This window comes from Granulicella sp. WH15, from assembly GCF_009914315.1.
Taxonomy (GTDB): domain Bacteria; phylum Acidobacteriota; class Terriglobia; order Terriglobales; family Acidobacteriaceae; genus Edaphobacter.
Genome location: NZ_CP042596.1, coordinates 1,239,873 through 1,252,805, shown reverse-complemented (window position 1 = coordinate 1,252,805; position 12,933 = coordinate 1,239,873). Strand labels below are relative to the sequence as shown.

Genomic DNA, 12,933 nt, shown 5'->3' with positions numbered 1-12,933 from the left:
TTATTCCAAGCGATCCCGAAACCCTGCATCCCCGCTAATCTCAGTGCGCGGCAACCTCCGCACCCAGGCTCTCCAATACAACCTCCAGCACCGTCTGTGCATCTTTCAACGCCGTCTTCGTCCCCTCCAGACGGCTAATCATCAACGCCCCCTCCACCGTCGAGATCAGCGTATTGGCCAGCCGCCGCGGCACCGTATCCCGGCGAATCTCCCCGGCCCTCATCCCCGTCGTGATGATCTTCACCAGCCGCTCCCGCCACTCCGCGATTCCCTCGCGGGCCAGCCCGCGCAGCACCTCGTTGCCGTCGTCGGCGTCCACCGCCGTGTTCATCAACGGGCACCCACCCGGAATCCTCGAGGGCGATTCCACAAACTGCTGAATCAGATGCCGCAGCTTGTTCACCGCGCCCTCCACCTCGTCCAGCCCCTCAGACTTCGTCCGCACCGACCGGCTCACCGCATAGCGGAACGCCTCCACCGCCAGCTCTTCCTTGGTCGCAAAGTGCCGGTACAGCCCGCCCTTTTCGAGCCCCGTGGCCGCCATCACATCCTGCATCGAGCAGCCCGCGAAGCCCCGCTGATTGAAGATCGGGGCCGCCTCCTCGATGATCCTCTGCCGCGTCATCTCGCCCTTACGCATCGCCCTGCCTCGCACAAAAATTCCAGCCGAAGAAAAAAAGACGCATCGGTCTCATCCTTTGACGAATCAGATGAGAAAAGAAACCGTTCGGTCTCATAAATCTCCGCAGCATCTTTGTACCCAGAACACTCAGGACATCCATGGCCACCGCAGTCATCAAACCCGCCGCCCACCCTATCGCGCGCGCCGTCATCAATCCCTGGGTCGTTGCCCTCACCGTCACCATCGCCACCTTCATGGAGCTGCTCGACACCTCCATCGCCAACGTCTCGCTGCCCTACATCGCCGGAGGACTCGGCCGCTCCTTCGACGAGGTCACCTGGATTCTGACCACCTACCTGGTCGCCAACGCCGTTATTCTCCCCATGTCGGCCTGGCTCTCGCGTGTCTTCGGCCGCAAGAACTACTACATGGCCTGCGTGGCGCTCTTCACCATCACCTCGTTCTTCTGCGGCATCGCGCCCTCGCTCACCATCATGCTCATGGCCCGCGTGCTGCAAGGCATCGGCGGCGGCGGCCTGGCCCCGGTCGAGCAGGCCATCCTCGTCGATACCTTCCCGCCCGCGCAGCGCGCCTCGGCCTTCGCACTCTACACCGTCGCCATCGTCACCGCGCCCGCCATCGGCCCCGTGCTCGGCGGCTGGATCACCGATAACTATAACTGGCGCTGGGTCTTCCTCATCAACATCCCCATCGGCCTCATGTCGCTCTTCCTCACCAACCGCTTCGTCCACGATCCACCCGCCTTCGAGCAGGAGCGCAAGACCGTACGGGTCAACGGCAAGCTCAGCGTCGACGGCATCGGCATCGCGCTCATCGGCCTCGGCTCCGCCGCGCTCGAAGTCCTGCTCGACCGTGGCCAGATCGACGACTGGTTCGGCTCCGTCTTCATCCGCTGGTGCTTCGCCATCGGCATCGTCTGCCTCACCAGCGCCGTCTTCTGGGAGCTGCGCCAGCGCGATCCGCTGGTCGACTTCCGCCTGCTCAAGACCCGCAACTTCGCCATCGCCTGCGTCTTTTACTTCATCTTCGGCTTCGGCCTCTTCGCCACGACGACGATGATCCCGCAGATCCTTCAGTCCCTCTACGGCTACCGCGCCATCGACGCCGGACTCGTCCTCGGACCCGGAGCCTTCGTCATCACGCTGCTCGCGCCGGTCGGAGCACAGCTCGTCCAGCGCCGCATCGTCCATCCACGCGTGCTGCTCTTCGGAGCCCTCGTCGTCATCGGCATCTCGATGATCCACTACAGCCGCCTCACGCTCGACACCGACTACAGCCACTACGCCCTGGCCCGCGTCCTGCAAGGCTTCGGCTACGCCTTCTTCTTCGTACCGCTCTCGGTCATGACCTACTCACAGCTACGCCCCGACCAGAACGGCCGCGCCTCTTCGCTCACCAACTTCTTCCGCAACTGGGGCGGCAGCTTCGGCATCGCCTTCGTCACTGCCGTGAGCGACCGCCGCCAGAACTTCCACCAGTCCATCGTCGGGGCCAACATCACGGCCTCCTCCGCGCCACTACAGAACGGCGTCAAACAGACCGCCGCCTACCTCCAGACGCAGGGCTTCTCCCACACCGACGCCCTCAGTGCCGCCTACGCCCGCTACTACGCCCAACTCCAGTCCCAGACCCACTTTCTCGCCTTCATGGACTGCTTTTTCGTCATCGGCCTCATCACCCTGGCCTCTGTCCCGTTAGTACTGCTCACCAAAAACTTCAAGGTAGGCGGAGCCCCCACCGAAGCCCACTAATCCACCACAACAACAAAAGCGTCCTAACACCGGACGGATGGCACTTCGTGCGGTCTTGGACGCTGTATGCGCCCCACTTCCAAGCAGACGTTTACACTCATAGTGAAATGTCTACCTCCACCAGCCTCTGCGCCGTATTCGAGCCGGGGGTCGGCGCCTCCTCGTCAGGGCGGCCATCCGACCCCTTGCTGAGCCGTGTCTTTCCGGCTCCTCCGCACCCGTATCGCACCCCATACCAACGAGATAGAGACCGCATTGTCTCGTCCCGGGCCTTCCGCCGCCTCGCCGGAAAGACCCAGGTCTTCACCTCCCGCGCCTCGGACCACTTCCGCTCGCGCCTAACCCACACCATCGAGGTCGTCCAGATAGCCCGCAGCGTGGCGGCGGCACTCGGTCTGAACGAAGACCTCGCCGAAGTCCTGGCCCTGGTACACGACATCGGCCATCCCCCCTTCGGCCACGCGGGCGAGCGCGCCCTCGACCGCTGCCTGCAAAAGCACGGCCGCCGCTTCGATCACAACCTGCACGCCCTGCGCATCGTGGAGCACTTCGAGCAACGCTACGCCGCCCACCGCGGCCTGAACCTGACCCTCGGCGTCCGCGAAGGCATCATCAAGCACTCGCGCGACTATCTCGCCTTCGACCACCCCGAGCTGGCCGAGTATTTTCTCGACCAGTCTCCGCCACTCGAAGCCCAGATCATCGATCTCGCCGACGAGATCGCCTACCTGACGGCGGATCTCGACGACGGGGTAGAGTCGGGCCTGCTCGAGATCGAGCACATCCGCGAGAACGTCCGCATCCTCAAGCGCTGCTACAACACGGTCGAGCGCGAGCACCCCGGCGTGGAGGCGAAGTTCCTCTTCAACGAGGCCCTGCAGTTGATGCAGAACATCCTGACCAACGACCTGATTGAGAACACGCGGCGGAACGTGGCGGCTCTGGGCGCGACGAGCCTCGAGGCGATCCGGCGGCACCCGCACCGGCTGGCGACGTTCTCTCCCGAGGTCGAATCCGAGCGGCTACAGGAGAAGCAGTACCTCTACGACACGCTCTACACCTGCGAGGCCCTCGAGCGTGAGCACGACAAGGCCGAAGAGGTGGTCACGGCGCTCTTTGAGTTCTGGATCGAGAATCCAGACCAGCTACCCGAGGGATACCGCGAGGAGATCGAAGCCGAGGGCCTGGCCCGCACGGTAGCCGACTACATCGCAGGCATGACCGACGCCTATATCCTGCTGCAGTACGCGCAGGTCAAGCGCTTCGTCCGCCGGTAAGAACTCTTGCCCCTGTGGACTAAACTAAGTAAACTTAGTTTAGTCCACAGGAGAGCGACCATGCAGACCTTCAACATCCACGAGGCAAAGACCCATCTCTCCCGGCTGGTCGAGAAAGCTGCTGGAGGTGAGTCGTTCATCATCGCCAAAGCGGGCAAGCCTATGGTAAAGGTTACTGCAATCGAAGAGCCGGAAGCAAAACCCATTCACCGCCTCGGCTTCATGAAAGGCCGTTTCACCGTCCCGGACGACTTCGACACCAGGATGGGCAACGAGATTGTGCGCCTCTTTGAAGAGGGCGAATGAATCTCCTGCTCGATACCCACCTTCTGCTCTGGGCGGCTGGCGAACCCGACCGCCTATCGGCCGAGGCCCAGCAGCTCATCGGCAATCCAGCTAATGAGCTTTTCTTCAGCGCGGCGAGTTTATGGGAGGTCACGATCAAATCCGGGTCGTACCGAGATTACTTCCAGATCGACCCGACAGAGCTGCGTCATGGGCTGCTGGAAAACGGCTATCGAGAGCTGTCGATCCTTGGCGACCACGTACTGGCCGCGAAGACACTGCCACCCATTCACCGCGATCCATTCGACCGCATCCTGGTGGCCCAGGCCACGGTTGAAAAGATTCGCCTGCTTACCACCGACCGGACGGTCGCACAATATCCGGGTCCAATCCAGCAGGTTTAGCCCATCTGCTAAAAAATAACAACAGCCCCCTCACGCCGGGCGGGCGGCACTTCGTGCGGTTCTCGACGCTTCGCGTAAAGGCTGGCCTTACTTGCTGTTCTTAGCCAACTTGACGCGAGCATTATCGAGCTTGCGCTTGACCTCGTTCACATCGGCTGGATCGGCGTCAGCAGGCAGCGAGTGGGCGTATTCGACCATCGCGCGGTCCCACTGGGCCACAGCCAGCTTCAGCCGGTTGGTCTTGTCGTAGACCTCACCCAGATGGTCATGGATGCTGGGATCGGTCGCGACGCGCTCGATCGCCTTGTGCAGATTCTCCTCAGCCAGCGTGTACTGGCCCATCTTGAAGTAGACCCAGCCCAGCGAATCGAGGTAAGCACCGTTCTGCGGGTCAAGCTCGACGGCCTTCTGGATCATCGTCAGAGCCTCGGGCAGGCGGACGCCACGGTCAGCCAGCATGTAGCCCAGGTCGTTCAAGGCCCCGGCGTTATTCGGGTCGATAGCCAGCACCTTGCGGTACTGCACCTCGGCCTCGGCATACTGCTTATCCTTGTCCGCGATAGTGGCGCGCAGCAGGTAGAGGTAGAGCTTTTCTTCCGGCTTCTGGATCAGCGCCTCCGCCTTGTCCAGCGCCTCGTAGGCGTCTTTGGAGCGATGCAGACGCAGATTGATGTTGGCGATGGCGACGTAGCTGTCCCGGTCCTCGGGCCCGCCGTTCAACTGTGCCTTCGCCAGCGTCAGCCCATCCTCCGCCTTGCCCGTATCGGCCAGTTGGAAGGCGTACATCAACTGCACACTCTTCTCCTTGGGCAGAGCCTTTGAGGCCTCTTCCGCAGCGGCCACGGCCTCTTTCCACATGTGCGCGTTGCGGTAGGCATCGACCACGCCCTGATAGCCACGGGCGACGTTATCCCCGCCCAGCGCGATGATCTGGCGGTAAGCGGCAGCAGCCTCCGCAGGCCGGTTGGCCTCGCTCTCGATGATGCCAAGGCGGTCGAGGAAGATGGTGCGATTGGCCTTCTCTGGATCGGTGTACTTGCCGTCCGGGTGCGAGGTGGAGGCCAGCGTGGCGTTGAGCGTCGCGATGGCCTGATCGTACTTGCCGAGCGAGTCGTAGATCAGCGCCTCGTTATAGGGCAGCTCCAGGTTGTCACCGTTGGGCGAGAGCGCCTTGGCCTTCTGCAAAGTCACCAGCGCATCGTCATAGTGGCCCATGCGCCGCTGCACCTCGGAGAGGTGCACCTGCGACTGCACATCGTTCGGCTCGGCGGCGACGATCTTCTGCAGCACCTCGAGCGCGGCGGCGAGCTGGTTATCCGCCATCAGAGCGCTGGCCAACCCACGCTCCGTATCCACATTCTCGGGGTCCTGCTCAAGCGCGGCGCGATAGGCATCAGCGGCCAGCTTGGGCTTGCGGAGCTGGTCATACGTGGCCCCAAGCGCAAAATCGACCCGCGCCGAGCGGTCGCCTTCAGGCACCGCAGCCAGCACGGAAGCGGCGTGCTGGATATCTCCCTGTTCGCTGTAGAGGCGGGCCATGTTGAGCACCACCTCCTCGGAGTTCGAGTCGAGCTTCTGAGCCAGCTTGAACTGGGCCTCGGCCTTGGCGGAGTCGTGGTTCAGGCCGTAGAGCTGGCCGAGCAGCAGGTGTGTCTCGACGTCGGCAGGGGTAAGCTGGGCGATCTTCTCGTACTCGCCGATGGCCAGGGCAAGCATCTCCCCCGCCTGGGTGCCGGTCAGGTCGCCGAGCGAGCGCAGGTAAACCTTGCCGAGGAGCTGGTGAGCCTCCACGTCATCGGGATTCTTCTTGACCTGATCCTGCGCGGCGGTGACGGCCTCGCGGATACGCCCCACCTTAAAGTAGAGGTCGGCCAGTCCGTCGCGGAGGAAGCGCGAGTCCGGGTCGGCGTCGAGGGCGAGCTTGTACTGCTCAATAGCCTGGGTGGCGTAGTCCGGCCGCCCGCCGGAGATGGCCATCTCCTCGTACATATGGGCGAGGCCCTCGTGATAGTAGGCAGCCGAGTGATCGGGCACTACGGGCGCGGCGGACGCAGGAACCTGGGCGAGAACGGCGTGAGAGGCAAGCAGAAGCGAAGCGGCTGTGAGAAGTGTGCTGGCGGAGTGTCGCAGTGTCATGTTGAGTCCTGGGCCGGATTTTCAAAGTCGCTTCATGAGTCGGCGGGTGACGCTGCGCAGACAAAGACACTGGTTAGACGAGGGGCTGGCTCGTTTGGATGCTGCCGTCTGCTTGGAAGTGTAGCCGCGAAAAGCCACCAATTGCAAAGGTACTTCGTACCGTTCTCGGGGCTGTATGGGGGAAATGATCTTTTGGGGGCCTCCCGCTGGTCGGCAGCGAGCATTTTTACCGACCAGCGGGAGAAGTTATTGATTCCAGATCAGCCGTGGCGGAAGTGGCGGACGCCGGTGAACACCATGGCGATGTTGAGGCGGTCGGCGGCAGCGATCACCTCGGCGTCGCGGACCGAGCCGCCGGGCTGGATGATGGCCGTGGCACCGGCCTCGGCGATGACCTCGAGGCCGTCGGGGAACGGGAAGAAGGCGTCCGAAGCCGCGACCGTACCGGCCAGCGGCAGGATGGCCTTCATCGCGCCGAAGCGGGCCGAGTCAACACGAGACATCTGGCCAGCTCCTATCCCGACCGTCTGGCCGTGGCCGTCGGCAAAGCGGGCGTAGACGATGGCGTTTGATTTCACGTACTTACAGACGCTCCAGGCGAAGAGCAGCGCGCGCAGCTCCTCGGGAGTGGGCTGGCGCTTGGTGGCCGTGGTCAGGTCAGCCGCGGTGATGCGGAGGCTGTCGGCACTCTGGACCAGCAGGCCGCCGGAGACCTGCTTGATGACGCGCGGCGTGTGGGCAGGCTTGATCTCGACCAGCCGCAGGTTCTTCTTGGCGGCGAAGCGGGCCACGGCCTCGGGCGTGAAGGACGGCGCAACGATGGCCTCGACGAAGAGCTTGGCGATCTCCTCGGCGGCGGCAGCGTCCACCTCTCGGTTGATGCCGATCACGCCGCCAAAGGCAGAGATGGGATCGGCCTCGAGGGCGCGGGTGTAGGCTTCGAGCACGGTGGCTCCGGTGGAGGCTCCGCAGGGGTTGGTGTGCTTGATGATGACCACGGCGGTCTCATCGAACTCGGAGACGAGGTCCCAGCAGGCGTCGAGATCGACCAGGTTGTTGTAAGAAAGCTCCTTGCCCTGGAGCTGCTTGCCCGCCGCGACTCCGGTGCCGGTGCCGTCGACGTAAAGCGCGGCCTGCTGGTGCGGGTTTTCGCCGTAGCGGAGCACCGCCGCCTGCGGCTCGATGATGCGGATGGTCTTGGGCAGGGTCTCGGTGTCGAAGACAACCTTGTCGTGCGGGTCTGCGGACTCCACCAACGTCTCCAGAGTGCTGGCGATAGCGGCGTCATAGGCGGCGGTCGTGGCAAAAGCCTGCTTGGCGAGCTGCCAGCGGGTTGCGCGGCCGAGCTGTCCGGAATTGGCGGCAAACTCTTCGGTCAGTTTGGCGTAGTCGGCCGCGGCAGTGACGATAGCCACGTCCTCGAAGTTCTTGGCCGCCGAGCGGACCATCGAGGGACCGCCGATGTCGATGTTCTCAATGATCTCCGCAGCAGAGACGCCGGGCTTCTGCGCGGTCTTCTCGAAGGCGTAGAGGTTCACGACGACCATGTCGATGGGCTGGATCTCGTGCTCGGTGACGCTGGCGACGTGTGACGCGTTGCCGCGGATGTGGAGGATGCCGCCGTGAACCTTGGGGTGCAGGGTCTTGACTCGGCCGTCGAGCATCTCGGGGAAACCGGTGAGGTCGGAGATGTCGCGGACGGTGAGACCGGCGTCGCGCAGGGCCTTGGCGGTACCGCCGGTGGAGACGAGTTCCACGTTGTGGCTGGCGAGGGCACGGGCAAAATCGACGAGACCGGATTTATCGGTGACGGAAAGAAGGGCGCGACGAATGGGCTTAAGGCCGGTAGTATTTTCGATATTCACAACATAATTCTAGTACTTCATACCGCCGGGCAGTCTTTCGTTTCAGAGAATCAACCCGCCCGTAAGGTCAGAGACGCGGGGAATATCCCGAACGGTACACCAGCGGCGCAGGCCGGTGGCGATATTCTCCACCGCGCGGGGGTCGGCGTAGCTGGCGGTGCCCACCTGGACGGCGGTGGCTCCGGCCAGCATGAACTCCACGGCGTCCTCGGCCTTCAGGATGCCGCCCATGCCCAGAATGGGGATACTGACGGCCTTCGAGACCTCGTAGACCATGCGCACAGCAATGGGCTTGATGGCTGGGCCGGAGAGACCGCCGGTGACGTTGGCGATGCGCGGGCGGCGGGTCTCGGGGTCGATGGCCAGCGAGAGAAACGTGTTGACCAGCGAGACGGCATCGGCCCCGGCATCGGCGGCTACGCGGGCCATCTCTCCAATGGAGGTGACGTTGGGCGAGAGCTTGACGATGAGCGGCCGCGTGGAAATGGCGCGGGTCGCCTTGACCAGTTCGCCGAGCAGCGCGGGATCGGTGCCGAAGACCATGCCGCCGTGGGCCGTGTTAGGGCAGGAGGCGTTCAGTTCGTAGAGGTCGATGCCGGGCGCGTCGTTCAGGGCTTCGATGACCGCAATGCAGTCCTCGATGGTGAAGCCGAAGACGTTGGCGATGACGCGCAGGCCGGGGATCTCGCGGATGCGCGGCATCTTCTGCTCGATGAACGCCTTCACGCCCATGTTTTGCAGGCCGATGGCGTTAATCATGCCGGAGGAGGTCTCGATGATGCGTGGCGAGGGGTTACCCGCCATCGGCTCGCGCGAGAGCCCCTTGGTGACGAAAGCTCCGATGCGGTCGAGCGAGAGGATATCTTCGAACTCGACTCCGTAGCCGAAGGTGCCGCTGGCGGCGATGACGGGCGAGGCCAGCTCGACACCGGCGATGGTGACACGCATATCCGGCCCCTTAGGCGCGGGGTGCTTGCTGGCCGATTCGTTCTCGGAGGACATAAGACGATTGTAGATGGTCTAGCGGTGGCGGGTGGAGCTAACGATGTGGGCAAACTGGCGGACGATGGGGCGGGTATCGTGGGTGATGCAAGCCAATTCGATGTTGCTGGCGATGCCCGCTCCACGCAGCGGCAGGCAGACGACGTCCGAGGTAGCGATGCGGCGCACGCAGGCCGGAGCGATGGAGATGCCCAGCCCCGAGCCAACCAGCTCAAGAATGGTGACCCAGTGTGATGCCTCCTGCACGATGGGCGGGCGGAAGCCGTGGCGGTCGAAGAGCGACATGGGCTTCTCGAAGGCGCGCACGCCCGCCGAGCGGGGATGAAAGACCAGCGACTCGCCGCGAAGAGAGGCTGGCGCGATGCTCTTCTGTCCGGCGCGTGGGTGGCTTGCGGGGAGCACCGCGACGTAAGGTTCGGAGAAGATGGTGGTGATATCGAGGCCGTCGGTGGGGTCGCCGTCGCGCAGGATGCCGGCGTCGAGCGTGCCGTTTTCGAGCCCCTCGAGCACAGACGAAGTAAACGACTCATGCAGGTGCAGGCGCACGCGCGGATAGGCCTGGGTGTAGGCGCGCAGCATCGCGGGCAGCGTAGCCAGCATGGCCGAGCCGACGAAACCGATGTGCAGCGAGCCAACCTCTCCCCGCCCCACGCTGCGCGCCTCCTCGATATCGCTCTGGACGTTGCGCAGCGTACGGCGGGCGCTCTGGAGAAATGCCTGACCGGTGGCAGTCAGGGCGACCGAGCGTGAGGTGCGCAGAAAGAGCGGGTAGCCGAGGATCTCTTCGAGCTTGCGGATCTGCTGCGAGAGCGGCGGCTGCGCAAGATGAAGCCTCTGCGCTGCTCGCCCGAAGTGCAGTTCTTCGGCAACGGCGACGAAGTAGCGCAGGTGGCGAAGCTCGATGTCGCGATCCATATCTAAAAGATCATAATCCTGCCAAACAAGATATTGGACGTCTTGCCCGGCGAGGGGCAGACTTTAGATGGGGAGGATTTCAAGTGCCAGAGACAACGACGAAGATCGAGATTCGGGATATGCGGACGGCAGAGGATGCGGAGGCGTTTCGCGTCTTGAACGAGGAGTGGATCACAAACCTCTTCACCCTGGAGGAGAAGGACCGGGGGGTGCTGGGTGACCCCGAGGGAAAGATCGTTCGTCCGGGTGGGCGGGTGTTCGTGGTGTACGCGGAGCAGGAGGCGGTGGGCTGCGTGGCGCTGATCTTTATGGGGGAGGACCAGTATGAGCTGGCGAAGATGGCGGTCTCGCCGAAGCTGCGCGGGCTGGGGATCGGGAGAAAGCTGATCGAGTACGCCATCGGGCAGGCTCGCGGCATGGGGGCGAAGAAGCTGGTTCTGGGCACGAACTCGAAGCTGGGCAATGCAGTGCATCTGTATGAGGCGGTGGGTTTCGAGCACAGACCGCCTAAGGGTCCGGCGGCGGCTTATGCGCGGGCGGACGTGTATATGGAGATGGAACTTTAGGGAACGGAAATAAGAATCTTCGCTGCCGACCAACGGAAGGCCCTCAGAAGATCATCCTGCCCATACCGCCCCGAGAACGGTACGAAGTACCCCCGAGAACAGCACGCAGTGCTAATTGTGAAAAAAGTACAGGTAGGCCGCCGAGGCCAGAACCATGAAGATGAATGCGGCAAGGGCGAAGCGCTGGTCAGGGGCCATAGGTCTCTTTCCTTGTCCTCTATATCCTGTACTTTGCTGGTTCCGTAATGGTTCTTTAATGGACCAGGCCCGGTCCACAAGGGGGGATATCGGCAGCCGCACCGCCGTCCGTGAGCCCGAGACGGTAGAATACTGAGGATGCTAGAGCTTGGGTACGTAAGGGCTAATCTGCCCATTGTAGAAGAGAAGCTGCGTTCGCGGGGGATGGACCCGGCGGAGGCGCTGGGGAATTTTAACGCGGTCGACCGCGAGCGACGCGAGGCGATCACGCGGGTCGAGACCCTGAAGGCCGAGCGTAACCGGCTGACCGGCGAGATTCAGGCGCTGCGCAAGGCGGGCAGCGACGCTACCTCCGTCACCGAAGAGACCAAGCGTCTGAAGACCGAGGTCGAAAGCCTCGAAGAGGCTGCGGCCAAAGCCGATGAGCGCCTGCGCGAGATGATGCAGACGCTGCCGAACCTGCCGATGGATTCGACCCCCGTGGGCAAGGACGAGCACGACAACGTCCTCGTCAAGACTTACGGCGAACAGACGGCGTTCGACTTCCCTGCCCGCCCGCACTGGGAGTTGGGCGAGGGACTGGGCATCCTCGACTTCGAGCGCGCCGCCAAGATCTCGGGGGCGCGGTTCGTGGTGCAGTTCGGCCAGGGCGCTCTGCTGGAGCGGGCGCTGGCGAACTTCATGCTCGACCTGCACACGCGCGAGCACGGCTACACCGAGGTGCTGCCGCCCGCGATGGTCAACTCGAAGTCGCTCTTCGGGACCGGGCAGTTGCCGAAGTTTGCCGAAGACCTCTTCCACTGCGACGATGCCGGTGCGTTCGAGGCCGGGCAGTACCGCGAGAACGACCACTGGATGATCCCGACGGCTGAGGTTCCGGTGACGAACCTCTTCCGCGACGAGACGCTCGAAGAGAGCCAGATGAACGTGAGCTTCTGCGCCTACACCTCGTGCTACCGGGCCGAGGCGGGCAGCCACGGACGCGACGTGCGCGGGATGATCCGGCAGCACCAGTTCCAGAAGGTGGAGCTGGTGAAGTTCGTGCGGCCGGAGGAGTCTGAAGCCGAGCACGAGCGGCTGACGCGGGACGCAGAGACGGTGCTCGAAAAGCTGGGCCTGCCCTATCGGCGTATGCTGCTCTGCACCGGGGATATGGGATTTTCCGCGGCGAAGACGTATGACCTTGAGGTCTGGCTGCCGGGCCAGCAGGTGTATCGCGAGATCTCCAGTTGCTCGAACTTCGAGGCCTTCCAGGCGCGGCGTGCGAACATCCGCTACAAGGCTGCGGGTGCGAAGAAGTCGGAGTTCCTGCATACGATCAACGGATCGGGGCTGGCGGTTGGCCGCACGTACCTGGCTATCCTTGAGAACTACCAGCAGGCGGATGGAACCGTACGGGTGCCGGAGGTGCTGGTGCCGTACATGAACGGGGCCACGGTGATCGGACAGCAGTCCGGCGCGTGGCGCAGCTTCGGATCTGGGCAGAAACAGGGGCGGGCGTAATGGGCAAGCTGCTGAAGAGCTACGTATTCTGGACGTATGAGCGCGGAAGTATTCACTACGACGTGATGGTGACGGCGATTCTGGTCTTCATGTTCGGCGCGCCGCGACTCATCAACTTCAAGGATCGGCCGGTGGAGACGGTCGCGCTCCACGCCAGCGAGGTGCTGGTGAAGGAGGCCGGTGTCGCGGGCGATAGCAGCCGCTTTCTCTACCAGATCCGCTCCGACGACATGGCCGGCGCGAAGACCGACGCGGAGCTGCGCCGGGCCATCGTGCGGGTCATCGAGCCTATCTCGGGCGAGGTGACGCTGGAGCGGTACGAGCCGGTGAAGGACGCGAGCGATCACGTGATCGCGTACAACGCATGGGTGCTGCGGTAAGTCATACG

General features: G+C 63.4%; 12 protein-coding genes. 7 read left to right on the top strand and 5 right to left on the bottom strand.

The features are described 5' to 3' along the window. Positions 1-40 precede the first annotated feature (40 nt). Positions 41-640 (bottom strand): TetR/AcrR family transcriptional regulator, encoded by a 600-nt coding sequence (locus FTO74_RS05460; RefSeq protein ID WP_162537235.1) that lies wholly within the window; start codon positions 638-640, stop codon positions 41-43. A gap of 140 nt (positions 641-780) precedes the next feature. Here FTO74_RS05460 and FTO74_RS05455 point away from each other — a divergent pair, with 140 nt between their 5' ends. The 4 genes from FTO74_RS05455 to FTO74_RS05440 all read left to right on the top strand — a co-directional run bounded on the left by FTO74_RS05455 (position 781) and on the right by FTO74_RS05440 (position 4,360). Then, positions 781-2,394, top strand: coding sequence for a DHA2 family efflux MFS transporter permease subunit (locus tag FTO74_RS05455; RefSeq protein WP_162537234.1), 1,614 nt, complete (start codon positions 781-783; stop codon positions 2,392-2,394). Between the two features lie 107 nt (positions 2,395-2,501). Then, positions 2,502-3,671, top strand: a complete 1,170-nt coding sequence (dgt, locus tag FTO74_RS05450) for a dGTP triphosphohydrolase (RefSeq protein ID WP_162537233.1) — start codon at positions 2,502-2,504, stop codon at positions 3,669-3,671. Positions 3,672-3,731: 60 nt separating this feature from the next. Next, positions 3,732-3,977, top strand: coding sequence for a type II toxin-antitoxin system prevent-host-death family antitoxin (locus tag FTO74_RS05445; RefSeq protein WP_162537232.1), 246 nt, complete (start codon positions 3,732-3,734; stop codon positions 3,975-3,977). Further along, positions 3,974-4,360 carry a type II toxin-antitoxin system VapC family toxin gene (locus tag FTO74_RS05440; RefSeq protein ID WP_162537231.1) on the top strand — a complete coding sequence of 129 codons (387 nt, stop codon included), beginning with the start codon at positions 3,974-3,976 and terminating at the stop codon, positions 4,358-4,360. Before FTO74_RS05445 ends, FTO74_RS05440 begins: the two co-directional genes overlap by 4 nt. Before the next feature lie 87 nt (positions 4,361-4,447). Here the strand turns inward: FTO74_RS05440 and FTO74_RS05435 are convergent, their stop codons facing one another. The 4 genes from FTO74_RS05435 to FTO74_RS05420 all read right to left on the bottom strand — a co-directional run bounded on the left by FTO74_RS05435 (position 4,448) and on the right by FTO74_RS05420 (position 10,278). Continuing rightward, complete coding sequence (locus FTO74_RS05435) at positions 4,448-6,496, bottom strand: tetratricopeptide repeat protein (protein ID WP_162537230.1); 2,049 nt, start codon at positions 6,494-6,496, stop codon at positions 4,448-4,450. 260 nt (positions 6,497-6,756) lie between these two features. Next, a complete protein-coding gene (gene purH / locus FTO74_RS05430) occupies positions 6,757-8,361 on the bottom strand; it encodes a bifunctional phosphoribosylaminoimidazolecarboxamide formyltransferase/IMP cyclohydrolase (RefSeq protein ID WP_162537229.1) in 1,605 nt (534 codons plus the stop codon). A gap of 42 nt (positions 8,362-8,403) precedes the next feature. Further along, on the bottom strand, positions 8,404-9,363 hold the full coding sequence (locus tag FTO74_RS05425; protein ID WP_255462518.1) for a dihydroorotate dehydrogenase: 960 nt from the start codon (positions 9,361-9,363) through the stop codon (positions 8,404-8,406). 18 nt (positions 9,364-9,381) lie between these two features. After that, positions 9,382-10,278 (bottom strand): LysR substrate-binding domain-containing protein, encoded by an 897-nt coding sequence (locus tag FTO74_RS05420; RefSeq protein WP_162537228.1) that lies wholly within the window; start codon positions 10,276-10,278, stop codon positions 9,382-9,384. 83 nt (positions 10,279-10,361) lie between these two features. Here FTO74_RS05420 and FTO74_RS05415 point away from each other — a divergent pair, with 83 nt between their 5' ends. The 3 genes from FTO74_RS05415 (at position 10,362) to FTO74_RS05405 (ending at position 12,925) form a co-directional block, all read left to right on the top strand. After that, positions 10,362-10,844 (top strand): GNAT family N-acetyltransferase, encoded by a 483-nt coding sequence (locus tag FTO74_RS05415; RefSeq protein WP_255462517.1) that lies wholly within the window; start codon positions 10,362-10,364, stop codon positions 10,842-10,844. Between the two features lie 336 nt (positions 10,845-11,180). Then, positions 11,181-12,545, top strand: a complete 1,365-nt coding sequence (gene serS / locus FTO74_RS05410) for a serine--tRNA ligase (RefSeq protein ID WP_162537227.1) — start codon at positions 11,181-11,183, stop codon at positions 12,543-12,545. After that, the gene (locus FTO74_RS05405; RefSeq protein WP_162537226.1) at positions 12,545-12,925 is read left to right on the top strand and encodes a hypothetical protein; all 381 of its coding nucleotides are present in this window, start codon (positions 12,545-12,547) and stop codon (positions 12,923-12,925) included. The genes serS and FTO74_RS05405 overlap by 1 nt, the downstream gene beginning before the upstream one ends. The last annotated feature ends 8 nt before the right edge of the window (positions 12,926-12,933 follow it).

Coding starts and splice junctions, on each gene's coding strand:
- FTO74_RS05405 (WP_162537226.1), top strand. CDS start 12,545: ATGGGCAAGCTGCTGAAGAGCTACGTATTCTGGACGTATGAGCGCGGA.
- dgt (WP_162537233.1), top strand. CDS start 2,502: ATGTCTACCTCCACCAGCCTCTGCGCCGTATTCGAGCCGGGGGTCGGC.
- FTO74_RS05455 (WP_162537234.1), top strand. CDS start 781: ATGGCCACCGCAGTCATCAAACCCGCCGCCCACCCTATCGCGCGCGCC.
- FTO74_RS05420 (WP_162537228.1), bottom strand. CDS start 10,278: ATGGATCGCGACATCGAGCTTCGCCACCTGCGCTACTTCGTCGCCGTT.
- FTO74_RS05460 (WP_162537235.1), bottom strand. CDS start 640: ATGCGTAAGGGCGAGATGACGCGGCAGAGGATCATCGAGGAGGCGGCC.
- FTO74_RS05425 (WP_255462518.1), bottom strand. CDS start 9,363: ATGTCCTCCGAGAACGAATCGGCCAGCAAGCACCCCGCGCCTAAGGGG.
- FTO74_RS05440 (WP_162537231.1), top strand. CDS start 3,974: ATGAATCTCCTGCTCGATACCCACCTTCTGCTCTGGGCGGCTGGCGAA.
- FTO74_RS05435 (WP_162537230.1), bottom strand. CDS start 6,496: ATGACACTGCGACACTCCGCCAGCACACTTCTCACAGCCGCTTCGCTT.
- serS (WP_162537227.1), top strand. CDS start 11,181: ATGCTAGAGCTTGGGTACGTAAGGGCTAATCTGCCCATTGTAGAAGAG.
- FTO74_RS05445 (WP_162537232.1), top strand. CDS start 3,732: ATGCAGACCTTCAACATCCACGAGGCAAAGACCCATCTCTCCCGGCTG.